Source organism: Pseudoalteromonas sp. McH1-42, from assembly GCF_022347845.1.
GTDB lineage: Bacteria > Pseudomonadota > Gammaproteobacteria > Enterobacterales > Alteromonadaceae > Pseudoalteromonas > Pseudoalteromonas rubra_D.
On sequence record NZ_JAKRFU010000003.1, the window covers coordinates 173,050 to 194,660 of the forward strand.

Sequence of the window (21,611 nt, forward strand, 5' to 3'; positions counted from 1 at the left end):
TTTTGTAAGACCGGAGCCGGTACATCGACTAAGGCTTATAAATCTTCATCCAACATAACTGTGGAGCACCCAATGCAAACAATTACTACAAACCACCTTCAACTCACTGCCGTTGTTTGGCTGGTGGCCTTACTCTGCTTGATCAATATGGGGCTGATCCTGGCCTTTACTCCGTTTGTGATTTTCAAAATCAGTGCAACTTTTTTAGCTGTTGGCGTCACAGAGCTAGCTATGGTGATGACCAGACGTTCAATAAAATCAAAACGTCTGGCAGACTATTTTTCGGTATGAGTAAGTTTATTTTTGCCTTAGTTCGCGGAGCGTTACTGCCTATTGAATAAGGCCGTAAACTGATAACGCTAAGCCTATGCTTTTTAGACAGCAAACACATCTGCTAAGAGACGTGTTATATTTCACCTGTTGTAATGATGAAAAACGGATTGCACACAATCTCTTCGACTGGCTTAGCATCAATTTTGATACAAAGCCGTCAACACTTCATCCATCGAGTGCGCCACCACTGGAATATGATCTTGTTTATATTCAAGGTAAGTCAGATCCAGCTGTGCAAAGTTAGCACGTTCCAGTAACGCATCAAACTGTCGTACATAAAGTACATTGCCGATACTGCCATTGGCACCAACCAGAATAGTTCGGCTTTTTAAGGCCTGGCTCTGCGCCCTGCGATCATCAATGAGCTGTGAGGTAGTTTCCGGATGTGCCCAGAAACTCCCATCAAACGACACGTGGCGGTGGAAAAAAGGCTGCTGAGGATCATCCATCAATAAGACAAGACCAACAAACAAACCTGTATTGGAGTGTCCCATGATCGTCCTATCCGATTGATTCACCGGATACCGGGCTTCAATACTCGGTGCCAGCTCTTTATTAATAAAATCAAAGTAATCTCTGGCCAATGGCCACTGTGAATAATCTTCTCGATGTTTGTAATTATCATCGGCGTAATTTTCCACACCGACTACAATCACTTCCATCTTGTTATCATCCAGACTATCCGCAATGGTGTCAAAACGCCATTCAGCGTCCAGCGCATAGATCACCGGGTACGTTTTATTGGCAACCCGGTTTTGTGGCAGATAAATCTTCAGGGGATACGACACACCCGTGTAACTGGAAGCAATCGCATCCAACTGTACCCGCTCACCAGGCACAAAAGACTGAACCACCTGATCAGACAGGCCCTGCTGTGCTGTGCCTGTGTCCGAGCTATCAGCACCTCCGCAGGCGCTCAGGAAAAGCGCCAAAATACAGAATACGATATTTATATTGACTTTAAATAGTGTGTACATCGAGCAAGAACATCCTGTTAATAATTCAAACACCTTCTATCACATTTAGCATTACCAGCTATTGGAATAATACATACAAGCACTCTGAGTTATAAGGCAGATGCTCTTAGATATAGTTGTCATGTACCAATTAGATTGTCATTACTTGTTGACCTATAAAAAAGTACTGGGGTTTGATTGACTAGTTCCGATTATGCTTCAGGTATTTATAGCAATACGCCATTTAATTAAGTGAATAGTTTTAGCTACTTAAACACTAAAGTGTGGTCGGGTATTACAGTTTTTTTGTATTGTTTTGTTTCGAGCCTAAATAAGTGAAATTACTATCATGAATTATTGTCGAAATTTGCTCTATTGCTTGCTTTGAAATGGTTACGTTATTTTCATTTTTTAAAATCAAGGCAACTGACCTTGCTTTGAGCTTGGCGCTCCTGATCTTTCTTTCTCTGGTTGAAACAACATTTTTAGCCAATTTGCATTGCATTTCAAATTGCCCCCTGTTTTGCGAACTTTTCATCATGTAGCTTTTCAGATAACCGAGCACACATAATTTCAAATACAGGATGATCCACCAAAGCATTCAGCTTAGCTACAAGATCATGACCCTTAACATCGATACAAACACTGTACCACGGAAGATCTTCACCTTCTACAGACTTAGTCATTAGACAGTATGAAGCATAGTCATCATAGAGGCCCATTTCTAAGCTATTCTGTTTGGTTTTAAAGTGGTTTGCTTTATGTTTGGAATAAAGTATAGGCTTTTTTTCTTGCATTGACTTGGTAATTATATTTATTTTTGTAATGTCTATATCTCCAGGGGGGGAGTCTTCTCGTGTTGTTTTAATCGTTTTCATCACTAAATTGTCTTCATCTAACTCTCTGATCGTGAAACGGCTAAACTCTGTCTCTAAAAAAGTATCATTAAATAAAAATAGTACATATATTAACATCTCTTCACCATCCAGATCATCAACAACGTCTTCTCCACTACTTAGCAAGGAATAAAGGTCATCAACAAAACCTGGTGTTTTCTTATTTATAACTGAAATAATATCACTCAGATGGTGTGGTTCAGATCTCAGTAGGTCTTTAAACTCAGTGTTACTAAGCAGCAAAAAGTCTAGGAAATCTCGAGAGGTAACAGGATATCTTTTTATAGCACTTTTATATGAAGATAGATAAACAACAGCTAAACCTAGTGCTAACGTGACGATAAAAGAGAGGTAGAGCACCGATAAATCAATTTGCTTAGGCTCACCTATTGTTAGCTTTGATACTAACGGAAAAACAAAGTGGATTAGAAGAGGAAGCGTTAAAAATAAAGAGCACCTAAGTAGCTCCCTAATATTCTTGATAGCAAAAAGTACAACGTTTAAGAGTGCCATTGCACCAAAAATGACACCTAGTGTGAAACTAATTATCAACCGAACACTCCCCAAAAACAAACCTTTTGATTTATAGTTACACCATAACCCAAAGTTGTAAACGCTAAATTTACAAAAAAACAATTAAGGATAAGAATTCCGTCTAGAAGGTCGATTGATGTCTCCTTAGTTGCTAAACATCGAAAATATGCAAATATCCTATCGCGTTGTTACCCAACTATTTACGTTGATCCCCCCCACAGAGCGTGTTCTCTAGTTGTCCACCATATTTATCTATTCTAATCTTTTGGAATAAAGATTTGAGTAATTATCAACTCCCTGAACAACTTGATATGCGGTACTCTTTCCGCCCATTTACTGCTTTATAAACCTTGAAAAAGTCACATTTTCCCGACATGATAACTGGCCTGGATAATTACCTAAAAAAGAGCCATGACAACCTCTACTTCCTTTATGTCGAAACTGACGTCGCTCGTCGAAGCGCAGTGGTTTCAGAACTTCCTGGTTGCCGTCATTTTATTTAATGCGGTCACCCTGGGGCTGGAGACCACGCAGTTTGGTAAAGACAATGCAACCATTTTGCATAAAATTGATTTTGTGATCCTGCTGATATTTACCATTGAGCTGATACTCAAGCTGGTGGTTTATCGCCTTAAATTCTTCAAGTCGGGCTGGAACTGGTTTGATTTAATTATTGTTGCTGTTTCCTGGGTTCCCTCCAGTGGGCCGCTCTCCGTACTGCGTGCGTTTCGGATCCTGCGGGTGTTACGACTGTTCTCCATTGTACCGCAAATGCGCCGGGTTATTGGTGCACTGGGCCACTCTCTGCCGGGTATGGCCTCGGTCATTGGGGTGCTGGGTATTGTATTTTACGTCTCAGCGGTTCTGACAACCAAACTATTTGGTCAGCATCCGGATCCTAATATGCAAGAGTGGTTTGGTAGTATCGGTGCTTCTGCCTATACCCTGTTCCAGGTGATGACATTAGAAAGCTGGTCTATGGGCATTGTACGCCCGACTATGGAACTGTTCCCGCAATCCTGGTTGTTTTTCGTACCTTTTATCATTATTACCAGCTTCGCGGTACTGAACCTCTTTATTGGTATCATAGTCGATGCCATGCAGGTAATGCATGAAGAAGAAGGCAAACCCGACCAGGTCATGGCCACACGTGAGGATATCGCGCGCGTTGAGGCCAAACTGGATGCGCTGCTAAAACGACAAAAAGACTAGCTCTGCCAGAAGCTTGCCGCTTACCCCTAAGCGGCAAGTCCTTGCCATAAAGCCCTTATCACAACAGCTGTGCTGTTACTCTCCCCAAGTCATAACGTACAACACGTGCCCTCTCGGTATGTTTTTGAGTCTGGTACGTAGCTTGCTTATAAAAGCTCAGTAGATAGGCCCACGAATACGGGAATATTCGTTGCCAATTAATCCATTGACCAAAGGAGCTGAACATGCAAGTGACATCGACCCCTAATCACACGCACAACACCTATCAGAAAACTTCAAATAACACCCAGGAAACGGGCTATACACCGGTGTCTCAGCCACAAACAAATCAAATAGACGTGCCCCAAACTGGCTTTGACTTAACGGGTAAGGTTAACCTGATATACCTCTTAAAACCCGAAGACATTAACGAGTTTAAAGGTGAGATGCCTGACCTCAACAATTTTTTCAGCGGCTTTAAGAATCAGGACGACCTGGCGCAGCAATATCACCACAAAGGTCAGCAACAAGACATTGAGCGCATCGTATTTATTGATGGCAAAGCCGTTGTGTCCGAAGGCTATGACGGCACTGTATACGGCCATGGTCCGGTGGCTGAGATATTCAAAGAAACGCGCAACGACCCACAAAAACGACAGCAACGCATTGCAGAACAATTTCCTGATGCCCACATTGAGGTCTACCCCAAAGGTGAAGGCCCAACCAATGCCGAAGTGTTTGAATTACGCTACGGCGAGTCCTATCAGGACTATGTAGACGAACAGGTACGCAATTACAGCGATCAGTATCTGACCAACCAGATTGCTGCCGAAGAAAACTACCGCAGAAAACTGATGTTTGAACAAACGCCGCAAACCAGTGTGTTCAGCGTTGATGGCCAGGTTGTAGCAAGCAGAGATGACAAAGGCTTTGTCGACGTTGGCCTGCCCCTGCTAGACGTAGCAGATGCGCGAGGCATAGAAAGAGAAGCGCTTAAAGAGCTGTTCAGGTATTCTCCTGAGCGTTCACCTGAAGACTATCAAGCGCTATTAAATCAAGTGTTTGGTGACGGTGTTGAGTTGAGTAACTATAACACAACAGACGCCCCCACCAGAGCAGAAGTGCGTAAACTGGCTGAGGCTGGTTAAGCACCTCAAACATTTACCGGTGATTAATCACACAGGTATCGGACATTTATCGCACAACGTTCATACTGATTGTTGTGCTTCTTCAGATAAGAACATTCAGTTCATCATCAATACCATGTTGGGCGGTGATCAATCCCGGACAGCAAACATCCGGGAACTATCAGCCTGACACACTTCTCACTTCCTTTACCGATAGCCTGTTAGGTATAATTCACGGTTATCGCCATACAGGCTTTAAATTTGGAAACCTCATGAAAAAGCTCTCTAAAGTTCAGCAAAAACAACAGGCACTGGTGCTCACGGTAGCCGACGCAATCGAAGAACAAGCACGCGCAGAAATCCCTGGCATGGTGCAATGCTGGTTTGATGTGGAATACCACCTCTTTCCTGGCTCCCTGCTTCTGTGTTTTCAATTTGAAGATCAAGCCACACTGGATGCCGCCAAGCCTGATTTACTCAAATGGCAAAAGCGCTTGAGCGCCGCAATGCTGAAAAAAGGGGTGATCCTGAAAGATATGCGCAAACACCTCACTTTTACGCTGGAAGGCCCAGAGGATTGAGGTATGAAAGGCGCAGTTTACTTTCTATAGGTTACCGCTTAGAGCTCGATGTACGGTATTGAGCGGTGAATGAGACGTTCAGCAGATCTGCATTGGCTTAAGTAAAACCGCCAAATATCAGGAACTGCATTAAAAAGGCAAGCCGAGCTTGCCTTTAAATATCACTTAACAAATTGTTGAATTACAACAACCAGTTTGATTAGTTGGGTTGTAAGTTCTGCAAAATGGCGTTTCTGTCAGGCAATCAAACGTACAGCGATAAGTTTTAAAACCACCACCAGCAACAGCTGGTGTTGCCTGAGTTGGCAATTTTTGGCTGTCTGCACTTAGCATTTTAATGTTTTTCTTACTTAATGCTAGCTTCATCTTCATTTTCTAATTTCCTTTTGTTAAATAAAAACCCAGAATACAAACAATTTATTGCAGTTTCAATACACAATGCATCAGCTATAAAAATGACCTAAACTTGCTTAATGGTGGCCTTTAGGATCCTGCTGATGCGACTTCCTATCATCTTGTTTTGCACACTAAGCGCATTTTTAAATATTGCGCATACCAAACCACTGCTGATTAACAGCCCTGACTGGCGCCCCTACTTCACCTATGATGACACTGCCACAGGCTATGCCAAAGAGCTCCTCAGGTATCTGCTGGAAGACAATGGCTACACCTATCGTTTTGTCCCCTTACCCATCAAACGCGGCAACCAATATATTAAAACGGGCAAACTCGATGTCTCGATACTCTCTTATCGGCCTGAACGCGCCCAGTTTGTCAGCTATGCTGACTTTCCTTTGTTTACTGTCTCCTTGCGATTTATCTCGAGGCCTGAGCACGCCAATATCAGCCATGTAGACGACATTTCGCCGCTCAGGTTTGAGTTTGTGCGGGGTGTGTCATACACCCAAGAGATCAGAGAAAAAGCCAATGCACTTGAAAGAGATGTGTACACCTCAGTGACGCTGGAACATGCCCTGAAAAAAATCATGGCCAACAGAAGTGATATTACCGCTGCCTCAACCCATACGCTGATCTCAGAGCTAAAAGCACTGGGCTATCCGAAAGCACTCTCAATCGGTGCGTATGTGGTTCAGGAAAAAGCGTATTATATTACTGTATCCAAACGCTCAGAAGCCATCACTGACCCCAGTGTTTTTTTCAACAAGATGCAAACCTCACTCAACAAAGCCAGACAAACAGGTGTGATTGAACAGTTATCTACTGAGTATCAGCTGAATTTAGATGGCTTAAGCCACTAAACTTGCCACCGGTATACCAGCCTCTCCTATCGTGGCGAGTGTTACTACAGATATACATAATCCAGATCCTCACTTCCCTGCTAGATTTGCTGTGATAAAAATGCTGACCCCTTACATACGCTGCTCATGTAACAAAATGTAATGTTCTTTCCACCTACCGACAGACAAAATGGATGACTACACAATCAGGTGCTGTCCAGCATCAAGGTTTAAAGAACCGTAAAACAAGGAAATCACAGTATGAAACTAACACTACCTTCAATAACTCAACCGCTGCTAAGGCACCTCAAAAGTGCACTGCTAGTCACTTGTACTGCTTCACTTTTAACAGCGTGCATGAGTAATGGCACCTCAGACCAAATCGAACCGTCAGGCTCTGACAGCTATATCATCCATAATGGAAAGATAGTCACTATGGCCTATGAATCAGCAACACAAGAGCCATACCCTGAAGCCATATGGATAGAAGACGGCATTATTAAGGCCATCGGTAACCTCAACACACTCGAACAACAGGCGGGAAAAGACACACGTAAACTGGATTTAGCGGGCAAGACACTAATGCCTGGGTTTATTGAACCTCATACTCATCTGGCATTTGTGATTGGCCTTTCTGTCATGACCGACTTATCACCGTGTCTACCAGAGCCTTACAAAACCACCTACTACAAGGATGACAATGACAATTTTCAGTGCCCGACCTCATTGCAAGAGACCTATGACACACTCAATGACAGCAAAAAACGTATAAGTGGTGAACCCCAACCCAAACTTCCGGTCTGGGTGTGGGGAAATGGCATCGACCCATCTCGGCTGGGCAACAGTGATAAAAATATCGAAGACATTCGTCAATTTATCAATAACCCAGCGATTGAACTAAATAAAAATGTAAACAATGCGGGTGCGGAACAACCCATTAATTCATTTAAGCCAGAACAGCAATCCCCCATAATGCTATTAGACCAGTCTGGACATGTGGCCTATGTTAATCTGAGAGCGTTTGTAGCAGCGGGTTTATGTCACTCAGTAACAGAGTGCAGTAAAGAAAAGAACACCATATCTGTTAATGACTTCTGCCCAGAAGACACTGGTCGCTTTTGCTATAACGCACAGAAAACCGGTGGTTTTGAAGTCTATAACACGCCAGACAATAGCCAGCTCAATGGCACCTTTACTGGTCGAGTGTTAGAGTCTCCTAATTTTGTCCCATTCCTGCAAGCTATCTCTCTAAGTATAGGTGCTGAACCTGGCAGCCCGTTCGTCTACCTCTCTGAGGACGAAGGAATGACCATAGCGCCAGGTTTTATACACAGAATAGCTCAAACCGGTGTCACCACATTGGTCAATGCCGGTGCCTTTCAGTCATCAGAAGCGCTATTTTTCAAAAAACTGGCTAAGAAAAACCAGGACACTCCAAACATGCGCTATCGTACGCTTGTCGCCACAGACATTGCGGACTCAACAGGTGAAGATCGAAGCCCACTCGAAGTTGCTAATTCACTGTACACCGACACCTGGGATAACAATACCGATGGCCTGTACGGTGCCTACGGCGTTAAAATTTGGGCCGATGGCTCGACTCAGGGCTGTAGTGCATACCTTAAAGACGATTATTCCAAAAATGGGATTTGTGATGGTGAAGCCGGTGATAGCGGCAAAAACTATGAGTATGATAGCTTCGTTGAAGAGCTAAAAAATTACTGGGGGGAAAACTGGCTCATTCAGGTTCATGCCAATGGAGATGCAGCTATAGAACAAGCATTGACTGCATTCAAGGAGCTGCAAACAGCACAATGCCAAAGAGAGAGTGGCAACAACACTTTTCCAATCACGTTGCATCATGCCACCGTTGGCGGAAATCCGGCTGCAAACGAGTCGGCTGTTGACCTGATTGTACAAGCACGTAATGAAGCCATACCCTGTATAAATTCTCATGATGCTGAACTGAAACAGCATTTGAACATTACCGTCAGCCATACGCCTGCCCACGTTGCTTACTGGGGCGGCGCATTCCAATCAATCCTGGATGGCAAAGGTCACGAGGGAGAATCGGACTCGACAGGTCGTGCAACTATGCTTGACCCAGCGAAATTTGAGCACAGTTATGATGTTCCATTTTCATTACACAGTGACATGCCCGTCTCACCCGTTAACCCACTGTGGTATGTCGAGCAAATGGTCAATCGCGATACCTGGTTTTATCCTCGCCTGGCAACGGCTCAAAAAGAGCCGATGCCTTACAACCCTGTTGCCGGACAGCAAAATATCGATGTCTATCAGGCTTTACGAGGTGTAACCATAGTACCTGCACAGCAAAACCTGCTCGATGAGAAAATAGGCACGTTAGAGGTTAATAAAGTGGCTGATCTAGTGATCTTGGACCGTAATCCACTCGCAGAAGACGTCGATCAGATCCATACCATCAAACCCTGCTATACCTTTGTGAATGGTCATAGTAATCCAGTATATGAAAGCCTGGAACAAACAGTAAATGAAAGCCAGGACCAAACAGTATGTAAAATAGATAACCTTTAAACTCGGCCTATAAATTGCGTTGTATCTCTATTTAATAAGGTTACTAAGCGGTTTTCGAACGCACTCATCAACCCGTTCGGAGCCGCTTTTATAAGCGTAGATAAATGTAATCTCACCAATGCGCATTTGTAAGCAGCATTGCTACCCACAAAAAAAGCCCGGATTGCGTGATAATATCTCTGTGCTGAGCCCGTGCTAGGCTTTTGGCTGGCACAAAATCATCCACATGATACAATCGCCTGCCAGATATTTTGGTAGCTAAGCTGCCTGTGTTAAGCGTTCCTGGTAGCCTCGCTGCCGTATATTGAGAGTGAAAGAGTATGAGTGAGTCGTTTGCCGCGATTGGATTAGTTAATCCGAAATCGCCTACTAACGTAGGTGGCGTATTAAGAGCTGCGGGTTGCTATCAAGCACAAGCCGTTTATTTTAATGGTAATCGCTACGCAAAGGCTGCTAAGTACCATACTGACACAAAAAACATCGCCGATAATATCCCCATTCAACAGGTTGATGATCTTACCAGCCTGAAAGTACCTGGCCGCTCGCTCGTGTGTATTGAGCTGGTGGAAGGTGCAACACCATTGCCACAATTTACGCATCCCGATAATGCAATTTACGTTTTTGGCCCCGAAGATGGCAGCCTGCCACAAGACATTGTGGATGCTGCCGATGCCGTTGTGTATGTACCAACAACCGGTTGCATGAATCTGGCTGCAACGGTTAACGTGCTGCTGTATGACCGCATGGCAAAACGCACCACCGGGTTTGATGCAGGCCAAATCCTGACCAGTCGGGATACCAATAATCGTTTGGTGGTTGGATAAGCACGCGGTTGGAGAATACTGGCGAACACCAGACTGGTTACCCCGGCTTTGGGCACTTAAATGGATAATCAGGGCGCGCAGTCTGCTGACAGCATTTCGCTTTGAGTACGCATTATCTAAGACAAGCCTTCACCCCTCGCCAGTTCGCTGAATATAGCGTAAAATGGTCTATTACATGTCTGTATTTATCCACTCGTCTTTGACGCTAAATGAATACACTTTATCTACTCAGGCAAGCTTTTTGCTGATTGAGTATCTCTTGCTTGAAGGCAACTATGAAAAAAACATTTGAACTAACTCACCCGAAAATCAAACTTGCACGACGCGTTGACGCCGTCAAACATGAGCTTAAAAAATACCTTAAGCGTGAACGCAACAAAACGTTACCAGCAGGCGCTGACTACTGGGATTTTGACTGTCAATTTGGTAACACCGAAGCAGAAGCTGAGCCAGTACACGTATCACAGCTCAATAAGCTGATCGACGAAACTCAGGAAGAAAACCTCACCTCTTTCTATGTGGAAATCCTGGCAAAGCCAGCCGTCAGACAAGCGCGTAATGTGTCCGACGATGAATCAGGGGACTATTAAAGCCCTCGCTGTCTTGCAGGGCCTGGCTCAGCAAGACAGTTCAGAATTAAGCCCTAGGCAATAAAAAGCCGAAAATGTAACTCATAACATACCAAGCCGTTCACTGACATTTATCAGCAATGCCAACAACAGAGACTCCGCCAGTCAGTATTGCGCAGCGCGCCAAATGTTTCGTGAACTTTACATCATGGAAGGGCTTCTGCTTCTACTCTGCATTTGTCAGTCACCTTTTCTCTGAACTCTTCATCATTAAGTGCTCTTTGCGTGTTGCCATTGAGAACATTCTCACATTGTTCAGAACGGTGTTGCTCACCATAAAAGATAACGTTTCGAATCTCTTGTGCTATACAATCTGTCTCATAGCCAGTTTGATTATAATTACTAAATACCATTACAGCCTGTTTCCGGTCCAGCAACCTTGAAAAGCTAGTCACCCAAGAATAAGGGTAGCTACCTGAATAGCTTAAAAATTTCTCATGCTTGTTTAATTCTTTCATTTTACCCGGTAATTCAAAAGTCTCCGGACAGTATATTTTCCTTCTGTCATATTTAGGGACATAATTAACAAACCAGCCGTAGCCAAAATACTCACACTGAAACGCATGGTCAGCTGTGTGATCTTCAGATTCATCGCTAACTTTTTGGTAAGGCGTAAACGCATTTGCTTTTTGCTGTTCATCAAGAATTAAATCGCCATACAAACTCAGATCCCAGGTATGCATATCTTTAACAGTGGAATACATATTTCCTGCAGAGTAGAGCACCATTGGATTGCTATACGGGTTTTCGAAGATATTTTGATAAGGTTCGGGCCCGCCAGTGTCTGGCAAACGGCCTGTTGTGCAAGGTAAAAACTGGTTATCTTTATAAATATAGCCTGTCGTCATTTTTTCATAGATACCAATTGCATTAAATGTTCCGCTATCGTCCATTTCTAGCGTGCTTAGTATCCTCTGCTCCAGGATATTACCAAAATAATATTCAGGGGAAATGTAACCTTGCTTATTCGCTTTGAGCTGCTCGATAATATTACCAATAAGATAATAATTGCAGTTGCTGTACTCAAACAGCGTGCCAGGTACAAACTTAGTGGCTCCACCTTGCTGTTCACACGTGCAAAAACGATTACTGAACGCTTCAGGCCCGTTCAAATTCAGGCTAACTTCCCCCAAATAAGGCCGCCACCCCCAGTCCAGATATACTTTTGGGTTACCGCTATAGTCAACAATGCCAGACGACATAGTCAACAAATTGTGAAGCGTCACATCTTTACATGCATTATTAGGAAACCAAGGTAGATAATCACCAATGGTCGTTGTTTCAAGCACTTCCTGAGACAGCATTTGTTGCAGTAAAGCCGCTGCAAACTCTTTGGTATTTGAGCCAATACGATATTTGGAGTCAGAGGTATTCAGACCAACTTGATACTTTGCATCAGAGGTGACTTCATCGAGGTGATAGTGCTGCGCAAACTGTTTAAATTGTGTATAGCTTTGGATGTCTCTTGGCCCACAATTGGCTTCATACACAACCTCCTCACCTGAGGTGATATATACACTGCCAAAAAACAGCATTTCATCACAGTAATCGGCCAGTATTTGTTTAAACAAATCCACTTTTTTCGGCCCAATTGTGTTGTCATGGGCGACGCTTTCTTTAAAACATGCACTCAAAAGCACACAGGAGCAGCATAACAAAAAGACCTTTAATTGCTGGTGATAGAGCTGGTTCATTTTATTTCCTTAAAAATGTTTAGAAAATTTGCCAACCTCTAACTACTAACAAAGCTTATTCTGTCACTTCAAATTGCATACATGCCATGCAACATGCAGCCGCTTTTACAAACGATTTATGACGACCCGTTTGGGTAGGCATGTGTGCAGGAGCCACTGCGAACACCCACTCCAATTGTTATAAGCTATGCCCAAAACAGAAATCTATGGCGTAGGACCTCTGGTGAATGCTTTCTGCCGGACGCTTCTCCCCCTCGATACTGTGCTGCGAAATAGTCAATACACAGTGCGAACTGAGCAAACTAACGTGTTAATAGCGAAGTCAGACTCGACATAGCCGCAGCTACGGCTTTTTGAACTACCGCTTTTGCACAAATTTCTAATGAGATAAGTTCAGCTTCCAAAATTTTCTGCTCTCTTAGCAACTCAACCTCCATTTCTTCACTACCGATCTCATTGTTCAAATGCGCTTGTACAATAGCTTGAATTGATTCCCTTTGAGCTTCTAATGCCTTTTCCAATGGCTCCAAAAGTGGCTTTGCTTCCTCACCAACCACTTTCAATGTTGTTTCTAACATGTGTTTATAAAGTTCACTTGTGTTCATCTGATTTCCCGTTAATTACGCTTTTTTATTTGTTCACAGCCCTAGCCTAATCAGAATCAAAAGTACGGGCTATTACACACGGATTACAGATGCAACCTTGCCCCTGAACCAGAACAACTTTGCAGCCAGTTTATTCAATTCATCCAAATCCTCAGCGTTTAGAATGATCCTGAGAGCAGGTAATTTATCAACCATAACCAACAAGGTACTTAGCCATGAAATCAGAACTGAAACTAGCGTTTCAAAAGGAAATGGCCGCGGCTAAAGAGCAGTATGACAACACCCAATACAGTAAGAGCTTTTATCACTTAGAAAGAGCACACATATTAGGGCAATCCTTTATTATTCCTCATACGCAGTCGCACTGGTGGATGCTCAAATTAGGCTTCAAAAGATATAACGCCAGGGAGGTACTAGGGCAAATAGCCCGGATCTTTGCTTCTGTTATCTTCTCCAGAATTTGGGTGCCAAAAGGAAATACCGGCGGAACCAATGTGAGCCCCATAAAACCTATGCCAATTCCAGCCGATCTGGCTGAATACTTGAAATAGTTCTACCTGAGCACCTAACGCGCGTAGCACAAAATACAGCATCGATAAAAGCACCATACGATTCAATTTGGGAAGGCGCAGGACTGGCCAAGCGAATATGATACTGTGTCAGGCAAGTGACCAGCCATTTGCCTAAAAATTACGATACACTTGATGTGTAATGCAGGGACATTGCCAGCCCCTCCAGCGCCCAAGAAACGCAAAAAAAACCGGAGACGATTGGTGTGATAACCTCCAATGTATGGATAGACACAGGCCTTGTGCTCATTTACGGCTCACAGCTAGATGCCAACTATCACCAGCATGTTGCTATACAGATAGTATGGCCATGTTGTGACTCATCCTCTGAATTGAATGGAGAGACGCTCCGGGGCCTGGTCGTGATCGCGTCTAAACACAGTCATTGTCTTAAAATGTCCAAAGGATGGATCTTATTAGTAGAGCCACACAGCCTGTTAGGAGAACAATTAGAAGCAAAGTTACAAGGTCAGTCTATGGTTTCCTTTGAACTTAACGCTGACTGCAAGGCATATCCCCCCTTAGACAAGGAAAGCGCTTATCAGCTTATTGCGCCAATATTCCGAGTAATGTCAATTGACCAGACTTTACTAAACTGTAATCAGAGCTCAGTCACTGATGAACGTATCCAGAGGTTACTTGAAAACCTGGATGCCTGTTTTGTGGCCGACTGTATTAAGCCGCAGCAATGGCGTGCAGCAAGCGTCGCACAAACCCTAAATCTTTCAGAAAGTCGATTTCTGCACATCTTCAAAGATCAGGTTGGTATTGCGTGGCGCCCTTTTCTGTTGTGGCGAAGATTGATTTGTGCGCTACAGACACTCCTAAAAGGAATGTCCGCAACCGAGGCGGCATACGTGGCTGGGTTTTCTGACAGTGCACATCTTAGTCGTACTTTTCGCTCTACATTTGGAATGAGCATCATGCAAGCAAAAAAGCTCGCTAAATAACCCAGCAAGTTTATGCTATTTTCCGTCGACAGCGTCGGTTAGAAAAAGCTCGCTTCACCGCTAAGCCATTATTTGGTAACTACACTACAAGTGCCCCCACCTCACGAACCTAAAACAGAGAACAATAACGCAGGGTGTTCTGTATTTACTCCCTGCGTTCTCTGGCAAAAAATTGACACCAACTCGTGCCATCAACCAATAAAGTCACCAGATAGTGATTTTAACCCTCTATTTTCAAGGCATTGAAAAGCGACATCAGCATACTGCTCAGCCTGGTTCGAAAAATGCATAAATGGGTCAAAGTCAATCCAGAGAATGTCACCAACATGAATAAAAGCACCAATACAGTTTATGTGTTAAGTGGATATGCGAAATGTTCAATCTCTCACACAGGGAAGTACAAACTCGGCAATAAACACTCCATTGGCCTCTTAACAACCGATGAAAACTATCAGGACAATATGCATCAGCTTAAGACCTTTATTAAGGACTTAGGGTGGGAATCCATTATGTTTTGTATGGTGGAAGAAGTTGACGACATTAACACCTTATCGAATGACGTTTTAATATCCAGTTTTCATCGTGCTCAGAAAAATGGTCAATCACTCGTGGTTAATGATCACCCTATTACAGTGCATTAAGGTTACGAATTAGAGAGTAGCTAGCCCGCAGAGTCTTAGTGAGATTAGCCTTGATCAGGAGTTTGCCAAAACAAACTCCTGTGATGCTAAGTACTAAGACAAATGTCATACCGTTCTGGCGGCTTTACGCTTGGCGCGTTGTAAACGCTATATTCTTGGCACACCATTTAAAAATGAAGTCACTTCACTGGCGACATTTCCCAGTGCGGCGGCAACAGCCTCGAGCTCGGCCCGTTTCATCGTTTCACGAAAATTCGTATCCGTTGATGCCTTTGAAGCTATGAAATCTTCCGTACTGACAATTGACTTAACGATTACTCCGGAGCGTATATCCAGTAATATGGACTCGACCGAGCAGTAAGATTTCGAATTGTTGGGATCAATGAATTTGTATTTCTGGTATGAATAACAAGAACTTGTATAAGCCAACAGTAAATCTGCCTGAAACCTGGCTGCAGCTTCCCTTAACGTCGAGACCGATCTTTTTTCTGAAACCAGCATGGCTGGTAAAAAAGAGGCATCATAAACCCTATCAGAAGAACGCAACTTAGTGATCAGTGACTTCACCAGTGAGTCATTTAGTACAGTAAAGTCATTAGAATAAGCACGCCAATATTTATCTTGACTGAGCTTAAGCACTGCGATTCTATTTTTCTCGGGCAACCTAACCTGATAATTGAGTAGTTCCTGGATCCTGTCGTTGTTATTACCTAAAACTGGATCACCCACTAGACTATTTTGAGAGTTCGATGCCTGTTCCTGATAATAACTTGACGGGCGCTCAACCGATCCGACAGTTGAACAGGCCTGCAATAATACACAAAAAAAGACGCCATATATTTTTTTCATTGTATTCCTTTCCTAACCTTCATTTAATTAATGGGCTGCGCTTCTCTATCATTAAAGTGCACTTGGTAAAATCACACTCAGGAGCAACACAAACACCAAGTAAAATAGCACACCTAAGTGATAACCAAATAGGGAGCTATTGATTGAATTCCCTTTTCTGTAAGATAGGTATACACCAGCAATGTATGGCGGCAAACCAGCCCCAATGCCAATGGTCAGGAGAAGAAAAACAGCCTCCAGAGTGTCATTTTGTTCGGTTAACTCGCACTGGAGGTCATCCCAGTTTCCGCATCCCCTGTTTATGCCTGTTCCACCAGAAAGCCCATCCGCTCCGTTTGTCCATATATCGAATCCTTCCGAATTGTTTTCTCCAGGCATAAGATATAAATAGTCTCTCCCCCAAGGGTCTTCTGGCAACCCATTAAGGAGCTTTACTTTTTTACAGGGGCAATCTTTACTTACAAATATTTCCCGGTTTAATACGCTTAAACCTTGTTCATTGGTAGGATATCTGCCAAATTCCTGGTGATAATACTCAACGGCTTTAGCCAGCTGTTTAATGTCCAGAGACGCTTTCTCTTCCGGCGATAGATCTCTAGTCGAACTATGAATAAAGCCAGAAATTAGAGTCATAGTGATTAATGCCATAACTTTAATTTTTTGCATTACTGCTCCCCTGCTCCCATTACTTGCGCTGGATACCCAGCCGCCAGACAATGCTAACCAGAAACCCAATCTCACAAGTTGTAAACCTAACAACATGAATCTATCCTGACGATAAATTCACTCGACTAAATGTCTTTGATTAATTTTTAGTGAAATGGGTTGTGAAGCAGGATGCTCAACAGGCTTTGTGTGAAATTTGGCTCCGAGGGCAGGGCTCGAACCTACGTCCACCCGGAAAAAGAGCCGGGCGCTCTACCACTGAGCTACCTCGGAGACTGTCAGATTAGTCTTTTACAGGTTTTCCTGAAAAAACACCAGTCTTCTTTAATACTTTTGCCAGACCCGGGTTTGAGACTGTAACACCATGAACAAGTTCCGGCGTTAATCTAAACTTGGCGACTTGAATATCAGGTGGTGGTGCAGTCCAACCTTTATGCACCGGATCAACGCCATAGCGACGACACACACGCTCCACGAAGTGCCTGCTACATTCAGCCTCTCCAGATAGAACCTCCCAGGGCAACGGCACTTCATTCCAGATTTTGGTATCCACTTCAAGTGTCCCTTCTTCATGGTGGTGCCATGCAACAACATCCGCAGCCATCAATCTCAGTACTTTTCCAGGGCATAAGACATCAATAATATCTTGCATACCCAAATCAAAAAGAAATCTGAACCAGGCATCGCGCACTTTATTCCATGCACCTGCGGTGTTGTTCCATGTCGTTGAGTCATTTCCGCGTTTTACGATCATTGTCTTTCTGGAAATGTCAGATTTGCCCCAAAGCTCCTTCAAAAATTCCGCTAATTCACACAGCACTGAATACCAGGTACCCAGCATCTTTCCTTTCTGTTCGTCGGTTAACTTACTAAGCACAAATGGCGCGGGATAAACATGGCTTATTGCCCACCAATTTGTAGAGTTGGCTCGCATACAATCCTGAAATAGCTGATGTGCTATTTCATCGTAAGGTCTTTGCTGTTTATCGGTTGTAAATTCACTTCTTAAATTGCATCTGGCCACGTAGTAAGCGATAAACGCAGCCGTCAAAGCGTCATCGAAAAAGTGGTGTTCATCAATTGTAAAGGCCAGTCCAGATTTGCTTATCAGCGTAAACTCTCTTTTTTTAAGCTCCCTGGCAAGGCGAGCTCTTTTCGCTTGAAGTCTGCGCAAATATCTGAATTTTTTATTGTACTGTCGTTTAGATATATCCAGATTTGCCGCTTTTCTTTCAAGCTTATTTAGCCTGTCATGTTTAAAGTCTAACTTGGATGGCTCTCCCCCTAATAAAGGGCAAGCTTGTTCAATCAGTGTATCTGCATGCTGCGGAAGTGCTCCATTATCAGGTTCAAACACCACGGACGGAAATAGCTCTTTACCTTTATTCAATTGCTTTTCACATCCTATGGGATTGAAGAACTCATCGGACATTGACGAGTAACCAAATTGATTATTTGACAATGCGCCCTCAGCGGCCAGCTTAAGCTTACTCATCGTTTCTTGAGTTAATTGCAGTTCGGGCAATTCTAGTATCACCTGCGCTATATCTTCAGGCCTCTTCCGGCTATTGAGCGATGTAAAGAGCGTTTTATATTGCTTGCTATACATAATCTTATCTACATTGTTAACGGCATGCGCCTTCAGGAATTTTTTGATTATTACGCTTCGTTTTAAGGGCTATATTACTCAACCAATAAACGAACCAGACAACACTTTTATCCTAAGAATAGTAAATTGATCATACATCATTTGCCATCAAAAAGCGGTGACGAGGGAATACGAGAACAGTCAGAATCATTAACAAAGTTTGGACAAGGCAGCTGCCAATTACAGCGGGCGCTGCCCGCTCACCATTTCAAAGCACCAACAAACCCGTAGCTAAAAGAGCGGCTCATAAATAAGCCCCAAGTGAAAACGTTAACCGGATCCAGTGAGCAGAATTGAACAAAAATAGGCTTAGCCAACAACAACCCGGTTCTGTTACTCACCTTCCATCTCGTACTGCTTAAGTATCGACAACATATTCTCTGGTATTGGAGATTTTTGCCCTGTTTTCATATTAAACATCACCACATTCGCATACCCTGTTGTGCATATCGCCTGCTGTGACTCACTAAACGCTTCATAGCGCATGGTGAAACGATCTTCTTTAATGTCGGTAATATACGAACCAATATAGAGGGTATCCGGAAAAGTAACTGGTCGTTTGTATTGGGCATAAGTATCGCGCAATACAGGACTATGGGTGGGTTCTGATAAGATAGAAAGTAGTCCTGTTTGCTTTAAAAAATCGATCCGTGCGGTTTCAAAATAACGAAAGTACGACACGTTGTTCACATGCCCCAGCGCATCCATTTCACCCCATACAACGTTGATCTTGGTCTTAATTGCAAACTTCTCGAAAAATTCCTGCATGATGTTGCCTCTCATTATGATTAATGACTTTGAGAGTAACAACTCATCGTACCAGCAACAAGCACTATTCGACACACCAACCGCAAGCAGATAAGAGTGGCGGAGTCAGAGCTTCTCCGGAGGTTCTAAGCTCTGACTCCGCCAGCGTTGAAGGCTCATACTATCAGGTGTCTGTATGGCTCATCATGTATGACTTGCTATATCCTCACTTTATGATCCACATATTATTTACGATCGGCACGTCTTGTGTTCCCCCCCAAAAAGAAGTGGTACGGCAACCAGAACCATGAAAACCAACTTTTTTACCGGATGCAAATGCTGCTAATGCGCTAGACACCATTATATTTTTTCCAGGAAGATCGTGAGGGATATAAACTCTAAATGTTGACGTACATTCATCCAGATTGTCTACAGCACCCGATATATACAAGCTGACAGCCCCATTTTCATGAGTAAAAAATCGTGTAATCTCTACACCACTAGAGTTTAAATGAGTAATATATTTACCAAATGCACTTGTACTAGCCAGCATACAAGTAAACAGTACGAGTAGTTTCTTTTTCATATTTCCTTAATCCAATTGAGCAACATATACCGACACATAAGGCTGAACGCTGCTACCGAAGCCCGAAGGCTGTGTGTTTGCAAGTGCAACTTTTTTGGCAACAATCACGACTCAGAATGATGCATCCGGTTATTTTTTGTTTAATAAACTGGGACTGTATCACGAGATGACTAGACAGGTACATTTAAATATCCTAGTAAGCTACGTCGCTGTAGCTCTTAACTAACTACTTGTATCGACAGCAAGCATCCAACATTTTTGATACTCAGAAAATGCATAGAAATAGTATGCTTTTGAACAAAAGAATGGACACATTGAGCAGGGAAACCAAATGAACTAATTGCAAAGACCTAATTACACTGGGTGTCTGCACAAAGAAAGAGATCTTTGAATCAACTGTTCGATTGGGTGTCTTTGATTTATTTGGCTGTCATGAATGCAAGTCAGTTTTCAACAATGCATATCTCAATATGGAGAGAAGACACTAATTTGCTCATAGGCCAGGTGCATATTACAGACCTGACCCCCATCACAAACTAATGTGAATATCGCCCAATGTTAGAATGGGTGTCTTGAAAAAGTCCTGCAAAAACTCTACCCCAGTATTGGCAGTAGTCCAAAAACCAGTACCGTACACCCGATTAATGAAAGGAGTGATCCAATACGTACCGTCATCATAACAACGAGTTCAGCTGTAATATTAGCTGTGAATCCAGCACCCGCGATCGGAAGCACTTGACTTGCACCTGTTACTGACGCAATGGTTATTCCCAGCCAGATAAGCATGAACCCAAATACGGAGCCATAGGCTGCAAGCAATTCCAAAAATAAAGACAGCTCCACGAGTGACCAGATAACACCAAAAAGGGCCACTGCCATACCACATTGAACAGCCGTCAAGTGACCAGAAAGCGCCATCCGGGAATTTTTTACAGCAGGTATCAATGCACCTTGTATTAAACCAATGAGAAAAAAGGCAATTCCAATAAATATAAGTTGTGCACCTGTTTGTGTAAGCTCCATCACCTCACTCCTTGCATATATTCAGCGGCAGTATTAACAGTGCGGCATACACACCTGGCAATGTAAAGCGAAGTACTTTGTTCAGGTTGTTTTTTACATCTTTGAAAGGTATTCATTGTTAGTCTCCAGTAAAAAGCACATGGTAAACAACGAAATACGTGAATTCATTCACCTAGATTCATTTTTTAATTTGCTCAAAGTCTGGGGAGCAATCCCCAGGTAAGAGGCGATATGATATGACTTAACTTGATTAAATATAAAAGGATACTCTTCAAGTAAGCGCGCGTACCTTTGGGCAGCAGTCTCTGACATGAGAGAAAGTACACGTTTGTATGTGGCAGAATAATAGGTGTTATGTATCCATATTCTGGTTAAAAGCTCCCACTTTTTCTCTTGTGATATGAACTTATCAAGCTTATTCAGAGACGTTACGTAAAAGACCGAATCTTCAAGGGTTTCAAAGTTCAGCATTGAGCCTGTGTTTTCGTAGAAGCTAACACTATCGTCCATAAAGTGATTCAAACCATGTTTACTTTTCCCGCGAAAATAGAGTTGCCAGGTGTGCTCCTTGCCATTCATATCAATCAAATATGATCTGGCTAAACCGCTTTTTATAAACCATATTTCACTAAACACATTACCTGCATGGTGAACCGTCGTTCCTTTTTTAACACTTTTGATATCAAACATTCCGCAAGCATTCTCCCATTCGTCATCAGTGACAGGAATATACTGCTCAATCATTTTTCTAAAATATTTCATAAAGCT

General features: G+C 43.1%; 23 protein-coding genes and 1 tRNA gene. 11 read left to right on the forward strand and 13 right to left on the reverse strand.

Annotation, left to right across the window (positions count from 1 at the left end):
* Positions 1-72 precede the first annotated feature (72 nt).
* Positions 73-291 carry a hypothetical protein gene (locus MHN31_RS04170; protein ID WP_125562238.1) on the forward strand — a complete coding sequence of 73 codons (219 nt, stop codon included), beginning with the start codon at positions 73-75 and terminating at the stop codon, positions 289-291.
* Between the two features lie 179 nt (positions 292-470).
* Here MHN31_RS04170 and MHN31_RS04175 read toward each other — a convergent pair whose 3' ends face one another.
* Both MHN31_RS04175 and MHN31_RS04180 read right to left on the reverse strand, forming a co-directional pair.
* Positions 471-1,310, reverse strand: a complete 840-nt coding sequence (locus MHN31_RS04175; protein WP_239443520.1) for an alpha/beta hydrolase-fold protein — start codon at positions 1,308-1,310, stop codon at positions 471-473.
* A 485-nt stretch (positions 1,311-1,795) separates the two neighbouring features.
* Positions 1,796-2,737, reverse strand: coding sequence for a hypothetical protein (locus MHN31_RS04180; protein WP_138539439.1), 942 nt, complete (start codon positions 2,735-2,737; stop codon positions 1,796-1,798).
* Positions 2,738-3,130: 393 nt separating this feature from the next.
* On the opposite strand from MHN31_RS04180, the gene MHN31_RS04185 reads away from it, so the two are divergent.
* The 3 genes from MHN31_RS04185 (at position 3,131) to MHN31_RS04195 (ending at position 5,618) form a co-directional block, all read left to right on the forward strand.
* Positions 3,131-3,931: an ion transporter gene (locus tag MHN31_RS04185; RefSeq protein ID WP_239443521.1), complete on the forward strand. Its 801-nt coding sequence runs from the start codon at positions 3,131-3,133 to the stop codon at positions 3,929-3,931.
* Between the two features lie 224 nt (positions 3,932-4,155).
* The gene (locus MHN31_RS04190; RefSeq protein ID WP_239443522.1) at positions 4,156-5,058 is read left to right on the forward strand and encodes a hypothetical protein; all 903 of its coding nucleotides are present in this window, start codon (positions 4,156-4,158) and stop codon (positions 5,056-5,058) included.
* A gap of 251 nt (positions 5,059-5,309) precedes the next feature.
* The gene (locus MHN31_RS04195; RefSeq protein WP_010385201.1) at positions 5,310-5,618 is read left to right on the forward strand and encodes a hypothetical protein; all 309 of its coding nucleotides are present in this window, start codon (positions 5,310-5,312) and stop codon (positions 5,616-5,618) included.
* Between the two features lie 165 nt (positions 5,619-5,783).
* Here MHN31_RS04195 and MHN31_RS04200 read toward each other — a convergent pair whose 3' ends face one another.
* The gene (locus MHN31_RS04200) at positions 5,784-5,990 is read right to left on the reverse strand and encodes a hypothetical protein (protein ID WP_239443523.1); all 207 of its coding nucleotides are present in this window, start codon (positions 5,988-5,990) and stop codon (positions 5,784-5,786) included.
* Positions 5,991-6,115: 125 nt separating this feature from the next.
* On the opposite strand from MHN31_RS04200, the gene MHN31_RS04205 reads away from it, so the two are divergent.
* From MHN31_RS04205 to MHN31_RS04220, 4 genes are all read left to right on the forward strand, one after another.
* Positions 6,116-6,877 carry a transporter substrate-binding domain-containing protein gene (locus tag MHN31_RS04205; protein ID WP_239443524.1) on the forward strand — a complete coding sequence of 254 codons (762 nt, stop codon included), beginning with the start codon at positions 6,116-6,118 and terminating at the stop codon, positions 6,875-6,877.
* 240 nt (positions 6,878-7,117) lie between these two features.
* Positions 7,118-9,412: an amidohydrolase family protein gene (locus tag MHN31_RS04210; RefSeq protein ID WP_239443525.1), complete on the forward strand. Its 2,295-nt coding sequence runs from the start codon at positions 7,118-7,120 to the stop codon at positions 9,410-9,412.
* Between the two features lie 320 nt (positions 9,413-9,732).
* Positions 9,733-10,236, forward strand: coding sequence for an RNA methyltransferase (locus MHN31_RS04215; protein ID WP_125562220.1), 504 nt, complete (start codon positions 9,733-9,735; stop codon positions 10,234-10,236).
* 275 nt (positions 10,237-10,511) lie between these two features.
* The gene (locus MHN31_RS04220; RefSeq protein ID WP_239443526.1) at positions 10,512-10,826 is read left to right on the forward strand and encodes a DUF6172 family protein; all 315 of its coding nucleotides are present in this window, start codon (positions 10,512-10,514) and stop codon (positions 10,824-10,826) included.
* Positions 10,827-11,011: 185 nt separating this feature from the next.
* Here MHN31_RS04220 and MHN31_RS04225 read toward each other — a convergent pair whose 3' ends face one another.
* Entirely contained in the window at positions 11,012-12,559 is a 1,548-nt protein-coding gene (locus MHN31_RS04225) for a serine hydrolase domain-containing protein (protein ID WP_239443527.1), read from the reverse strand.
* Between the two features lie 302 nt (positions 12,560-12,861).
* Positions 12,862-13,164 carry a hypothetical protein gene (locus tag MHN31_RS04230; RefSeq protein WP_239443528.1) on the reverse strand — a complete coding sequence of 101 codons (303 nt, stop codon included), beginning with the start codon at positions 13,162-13,164 and terminating at the stop codon, positions 12,862-12,864.
* Positions 13,165-13,379: 215 nt separating this feature from the next.
* On the opposite strand from MHN31_RS04230, the gene MHN31_RS04235 reads away from it, so the two are divergent.
* The 3 genes from MHN31_RS04235 to MHN31_RS04245 all read left to right on the forward strand — a co-directional run bounded on the left by MHN31_RS04235 (position 13,380) and on the right by MHN31_RS04245 (position 15,324).
* Complete coding sequence (locus MHN31_RS04235; RefSeq protein ID WP_125562212.1) at positions 13,380-13,715, forward strand: DUF3703 domain-containing protein; 336 nt, start codon at positions 13,380-13,382, stop codon at positions 13,713-13,715.
* 224 nt (positions 13,716-13,939) lie between these two features.
* Positions 13,940-14,683, forward strand: coding sequence for a helix-turn-helix domain-containing protein (locus MHN31_RS24355; protein ID WP_239443529.1), 744 nt, complete (start codon positions 13,940-13,942; stop codon positions 14,681-14,683).
* Between the two features lie 326 nt (positions 14,684-15,009).
* On the forward strand, positions 15,010-15,324 hold the full coding sequence (locus MHN31_RS04245; protein ID WP_239443549.1) for a hypothetical protein: 315 nt from the start codon (positions 15,010-15,012) through the stop codon (positions 15,322-15,324).
* Between the two features lie 147 nt (positions 15,325-15,471).
* On the opposite strand, the gene MHN31_RS04250 is transcribed toward MHN31_RS04245, so the two are convergent.
* The 8 genes from MHN31_RS04250 to MHN31_RS04285 form a co-directional block, all read right to left on the reverse strand.
* On the reverse strand, positions 15,472-16,173 hold the full coding sequence (locus MHN31_RS04250; RefSeq protein ID WP_138539451.1) for a hypothetical protein: 702 nt from the start codon (positions 16,171-16,173) through the stop codon (positions 15,472-15,474).
* A gap of 51 nt (positions 16,174-16,224) precedes the next feature.
* A complete protein-coding gene (locus MHN31_RS04255; RefSeq protein ID WP_239443530.1) occupies positions 16,225-16,839 on the reverse strand; it encodes a type II secretion system protein GspG in 615 nt (204 codons plus the stop codon).
* 197 nt (positions 16,840-17,036) lie between these two features.
* Positions 17,037-17,112 (reverse strand) — tRNA-OTHER (locus MHN31_RS04260).
* A 10-nt stretch (positions 17,113-17,122) separates the two neighbouring features.
* Positions 17,123-18,448 (reverse strand): hypothetical protein, encoded by a 1,326-nt coding sequence (locus tag MHN31_RS04265; RefSeq protein WP_239443531.1) that lies wholly within the window; start codon positions 18,446-18,448, stop codon positions 17,123-17,125.
* 372 nt (positions 18,449-18,820) lie between these two features.
* Positions 18,821-19,255, reverse strand: coding sequence for a thioesterase family protein (locus MHN31_RS04270; protein WP_125561929.1), 435 nt, complete (start codon positions 19,253-19,255; stop codon positions 18,821-18,823).
* Between the two features lie 205 nt (positions 19,256-19,460).
* A complete protein-coding gene (locus MHN31_RS04275; RefSeq protein ID WP_138539454.1) occupies positions 19,461-19,820 on the reverse strand; it encodes a hypothetical protein in 360 nt (119 codons plus the stop codon).
* A gap of 594 nt (positions 19,821-20,414) precedes the next feature.
* Positions 20,415-20,843, reverse strand: coding sequence for a hydrogenase (locus MHN31_RS04280; protein ID WP_230090624.1), 429 nt, complete (start codon positions 20,841-20,843; stop codon positions 20,415-20,417).
* Between the two features lie 168 nt (positions 20,844-21,011).
* Complete coding sequence (locus tag MHN31_RS04285) at positions 21,012-21,605, reverse strand: Crp/Fnr family transcriptional regulator (protein ID WP_239443532.1); 594 nt, start codon at positions 21,603-21,605, stop codon at positions 21,012-21,014.
* Between the last annotated feature and the right edge of the window lie 6 nt (positions 21,606-21,611).

What these genes read in the sequence shown, in the direction of transcription:
- MHN31_RS04170 (WP_125562238.1), top strand. Translation starts at nt 73, where the DNA reads ATGCAAACAATTACTACAAACCACCTTCAACTCACTGCCGTTGTTTGG.
- MHN31_RS04175 (WP_239443520.1), bottom strand. Translation starts at nt 1,310, where the DNA reads ATGTACACACTATTTAAAGTCAATATAAATATCGTATTCTGTATTTTG.
- MHN31_RS04185 (WP_239443521.1), top strand. Translation starts at nt 3,131, where the DNA reads ATGACAACCTCTACTTCCTTTATGTCGAAACTGACGTCGCTCGTCGAA.
- MHN31_RS04190 (WP_239443522.1), top strand. Translation starts at nt 4,156, where the DNA reads ATGCAAGTGACATCGACCCCTAATCACACGCACAACACCTATCAGAAA.
- MHN31_RS04195 (WP_010385201.1), top strand. Translation starts at nt 5,310, where the DNA reads ATGAAAAAGCTCTCTAAAGTTCAGCAAAAACAACAGGCACTGGTGCTC.
- MHN31_RS04200 (WP_239443523.1), bottom strand. Translation starts at nt 5,990, where the DNA reads ATGAAGATGAAGCTAGCATTAAGTAAGAAAAACATTAAAATGCTAAGT.
- MHN31_RS04205 (WP_239443524.1), top strand. Translation starts at nt 6,116, where the DNA reads ATGCGACTTCCTATCATCTTGTTTTGCACACTAAGCGCATTTTTAAAT.
- MHN31_RS04210 (WP_239443525.1), top strand. Translation starts at nt 7,118, where the DNA reads ATGAAACTAACACTACCTTCAATAACTCAACCGCTGCTAAGGCACCTC.
- MHN31_RS04215 (WP_125562220.1), top strand. Translation starts at nt 9,733, where the DNA reads ATGAGTGAGTCGTTTGCCGCGATTGGATTAGTTAATCCGAAATCGCCT.
- MHN31_RS04220 (WP_239443526.1), top strand. Translation starts at nt 10,512, where the DNA reads ATGAAAAAAACATTTGAACTAACTCACCCGAAAATCAAACTTGCACGA.
- MHN31_RS04225 (WP_239443527.1), bottom strand. Translation starts at nt 12,559, where the DNA reads ATGAACCAGCTCTATCACCAGCAATTAAAGGTCTTTTTGTTATGCTGC.
- MHN31_RS04230 (WP_239443528.1), bottom strand. Translation starts at nt 13,164, where the DNA reads ATGAACACAAGTGAACTTTATAAACACATGTTAGAAACAACATTGAAA.
- MHN31_RS04235 (WP_125562212.1), top strand. Translation starts at nt 13,380, where the DNA reads ATGAAATCAGAACTGAAACTAGCGTTTCAAAAGGAAATGGCCGCGGCT.
- MHN31_RS04245 (WP_239443549.1), top strand. Translation starts at nt 15,010, where the DNA reads ATGAATAAAAGCACCAATACAGTTTATGTGTTAAGTGGATATGCGAAA.
- MHN31_RS04250 (WP_138539451.1), bottom strand. Translation starts at nt 16,173, where the DNA reads ATGAAAAAAATATATGGCGTCTTTTTTTGTGTATTATTGCAGGCCTGT.
- MHN31_RS04255 (WP_239443530.1), bottom strand. Translation starts at nt 16,839, where the DNA reads ATGCAAAAAATTAAAGTTATGGCATTAATCACTATGACTCTAATTTCT.
- MHN31_RS04265 (WP_239443531.1), bottom strand. Translation starts at nt 18,448, where the DNA reads ATGTATAGCAAGCAATATAAAACGCTCTTTACATCGCTCAATAGCCGG.
- MHN31_RS04270 (WP_125561929.1), bottom strand. Translation starts at nt 19,255, where the DNA reads ATGCAGGAATTTTTCGAGAAGTTTGCAATTAAGACCAAGATCAACGTT.
- MHN31_RS04275 (WP_138539454.1), bottom strand. Translation starts at nt 19,820, where the DNA reads ATGAAAAAGAAACTACTCGTACTGTTTACTTGTATGCTGGCTAGTACA.
- MHN31_RS04280 (WP_230090624.1), bottom strand. Translation starts at nt 20,843, where the DNA reads ATGGAGCTTACACAAACAGGTGCACAACTTATATTTATTGGAATTGCC.
- MHN31_RS04285 (WP_239443532.1), bottom strand. Translation starts at nt 21,605, where the DNA reads ATGAAATATTTTAGAAAAATGATTGAGCAGTATATTCCTGTCACTGAT.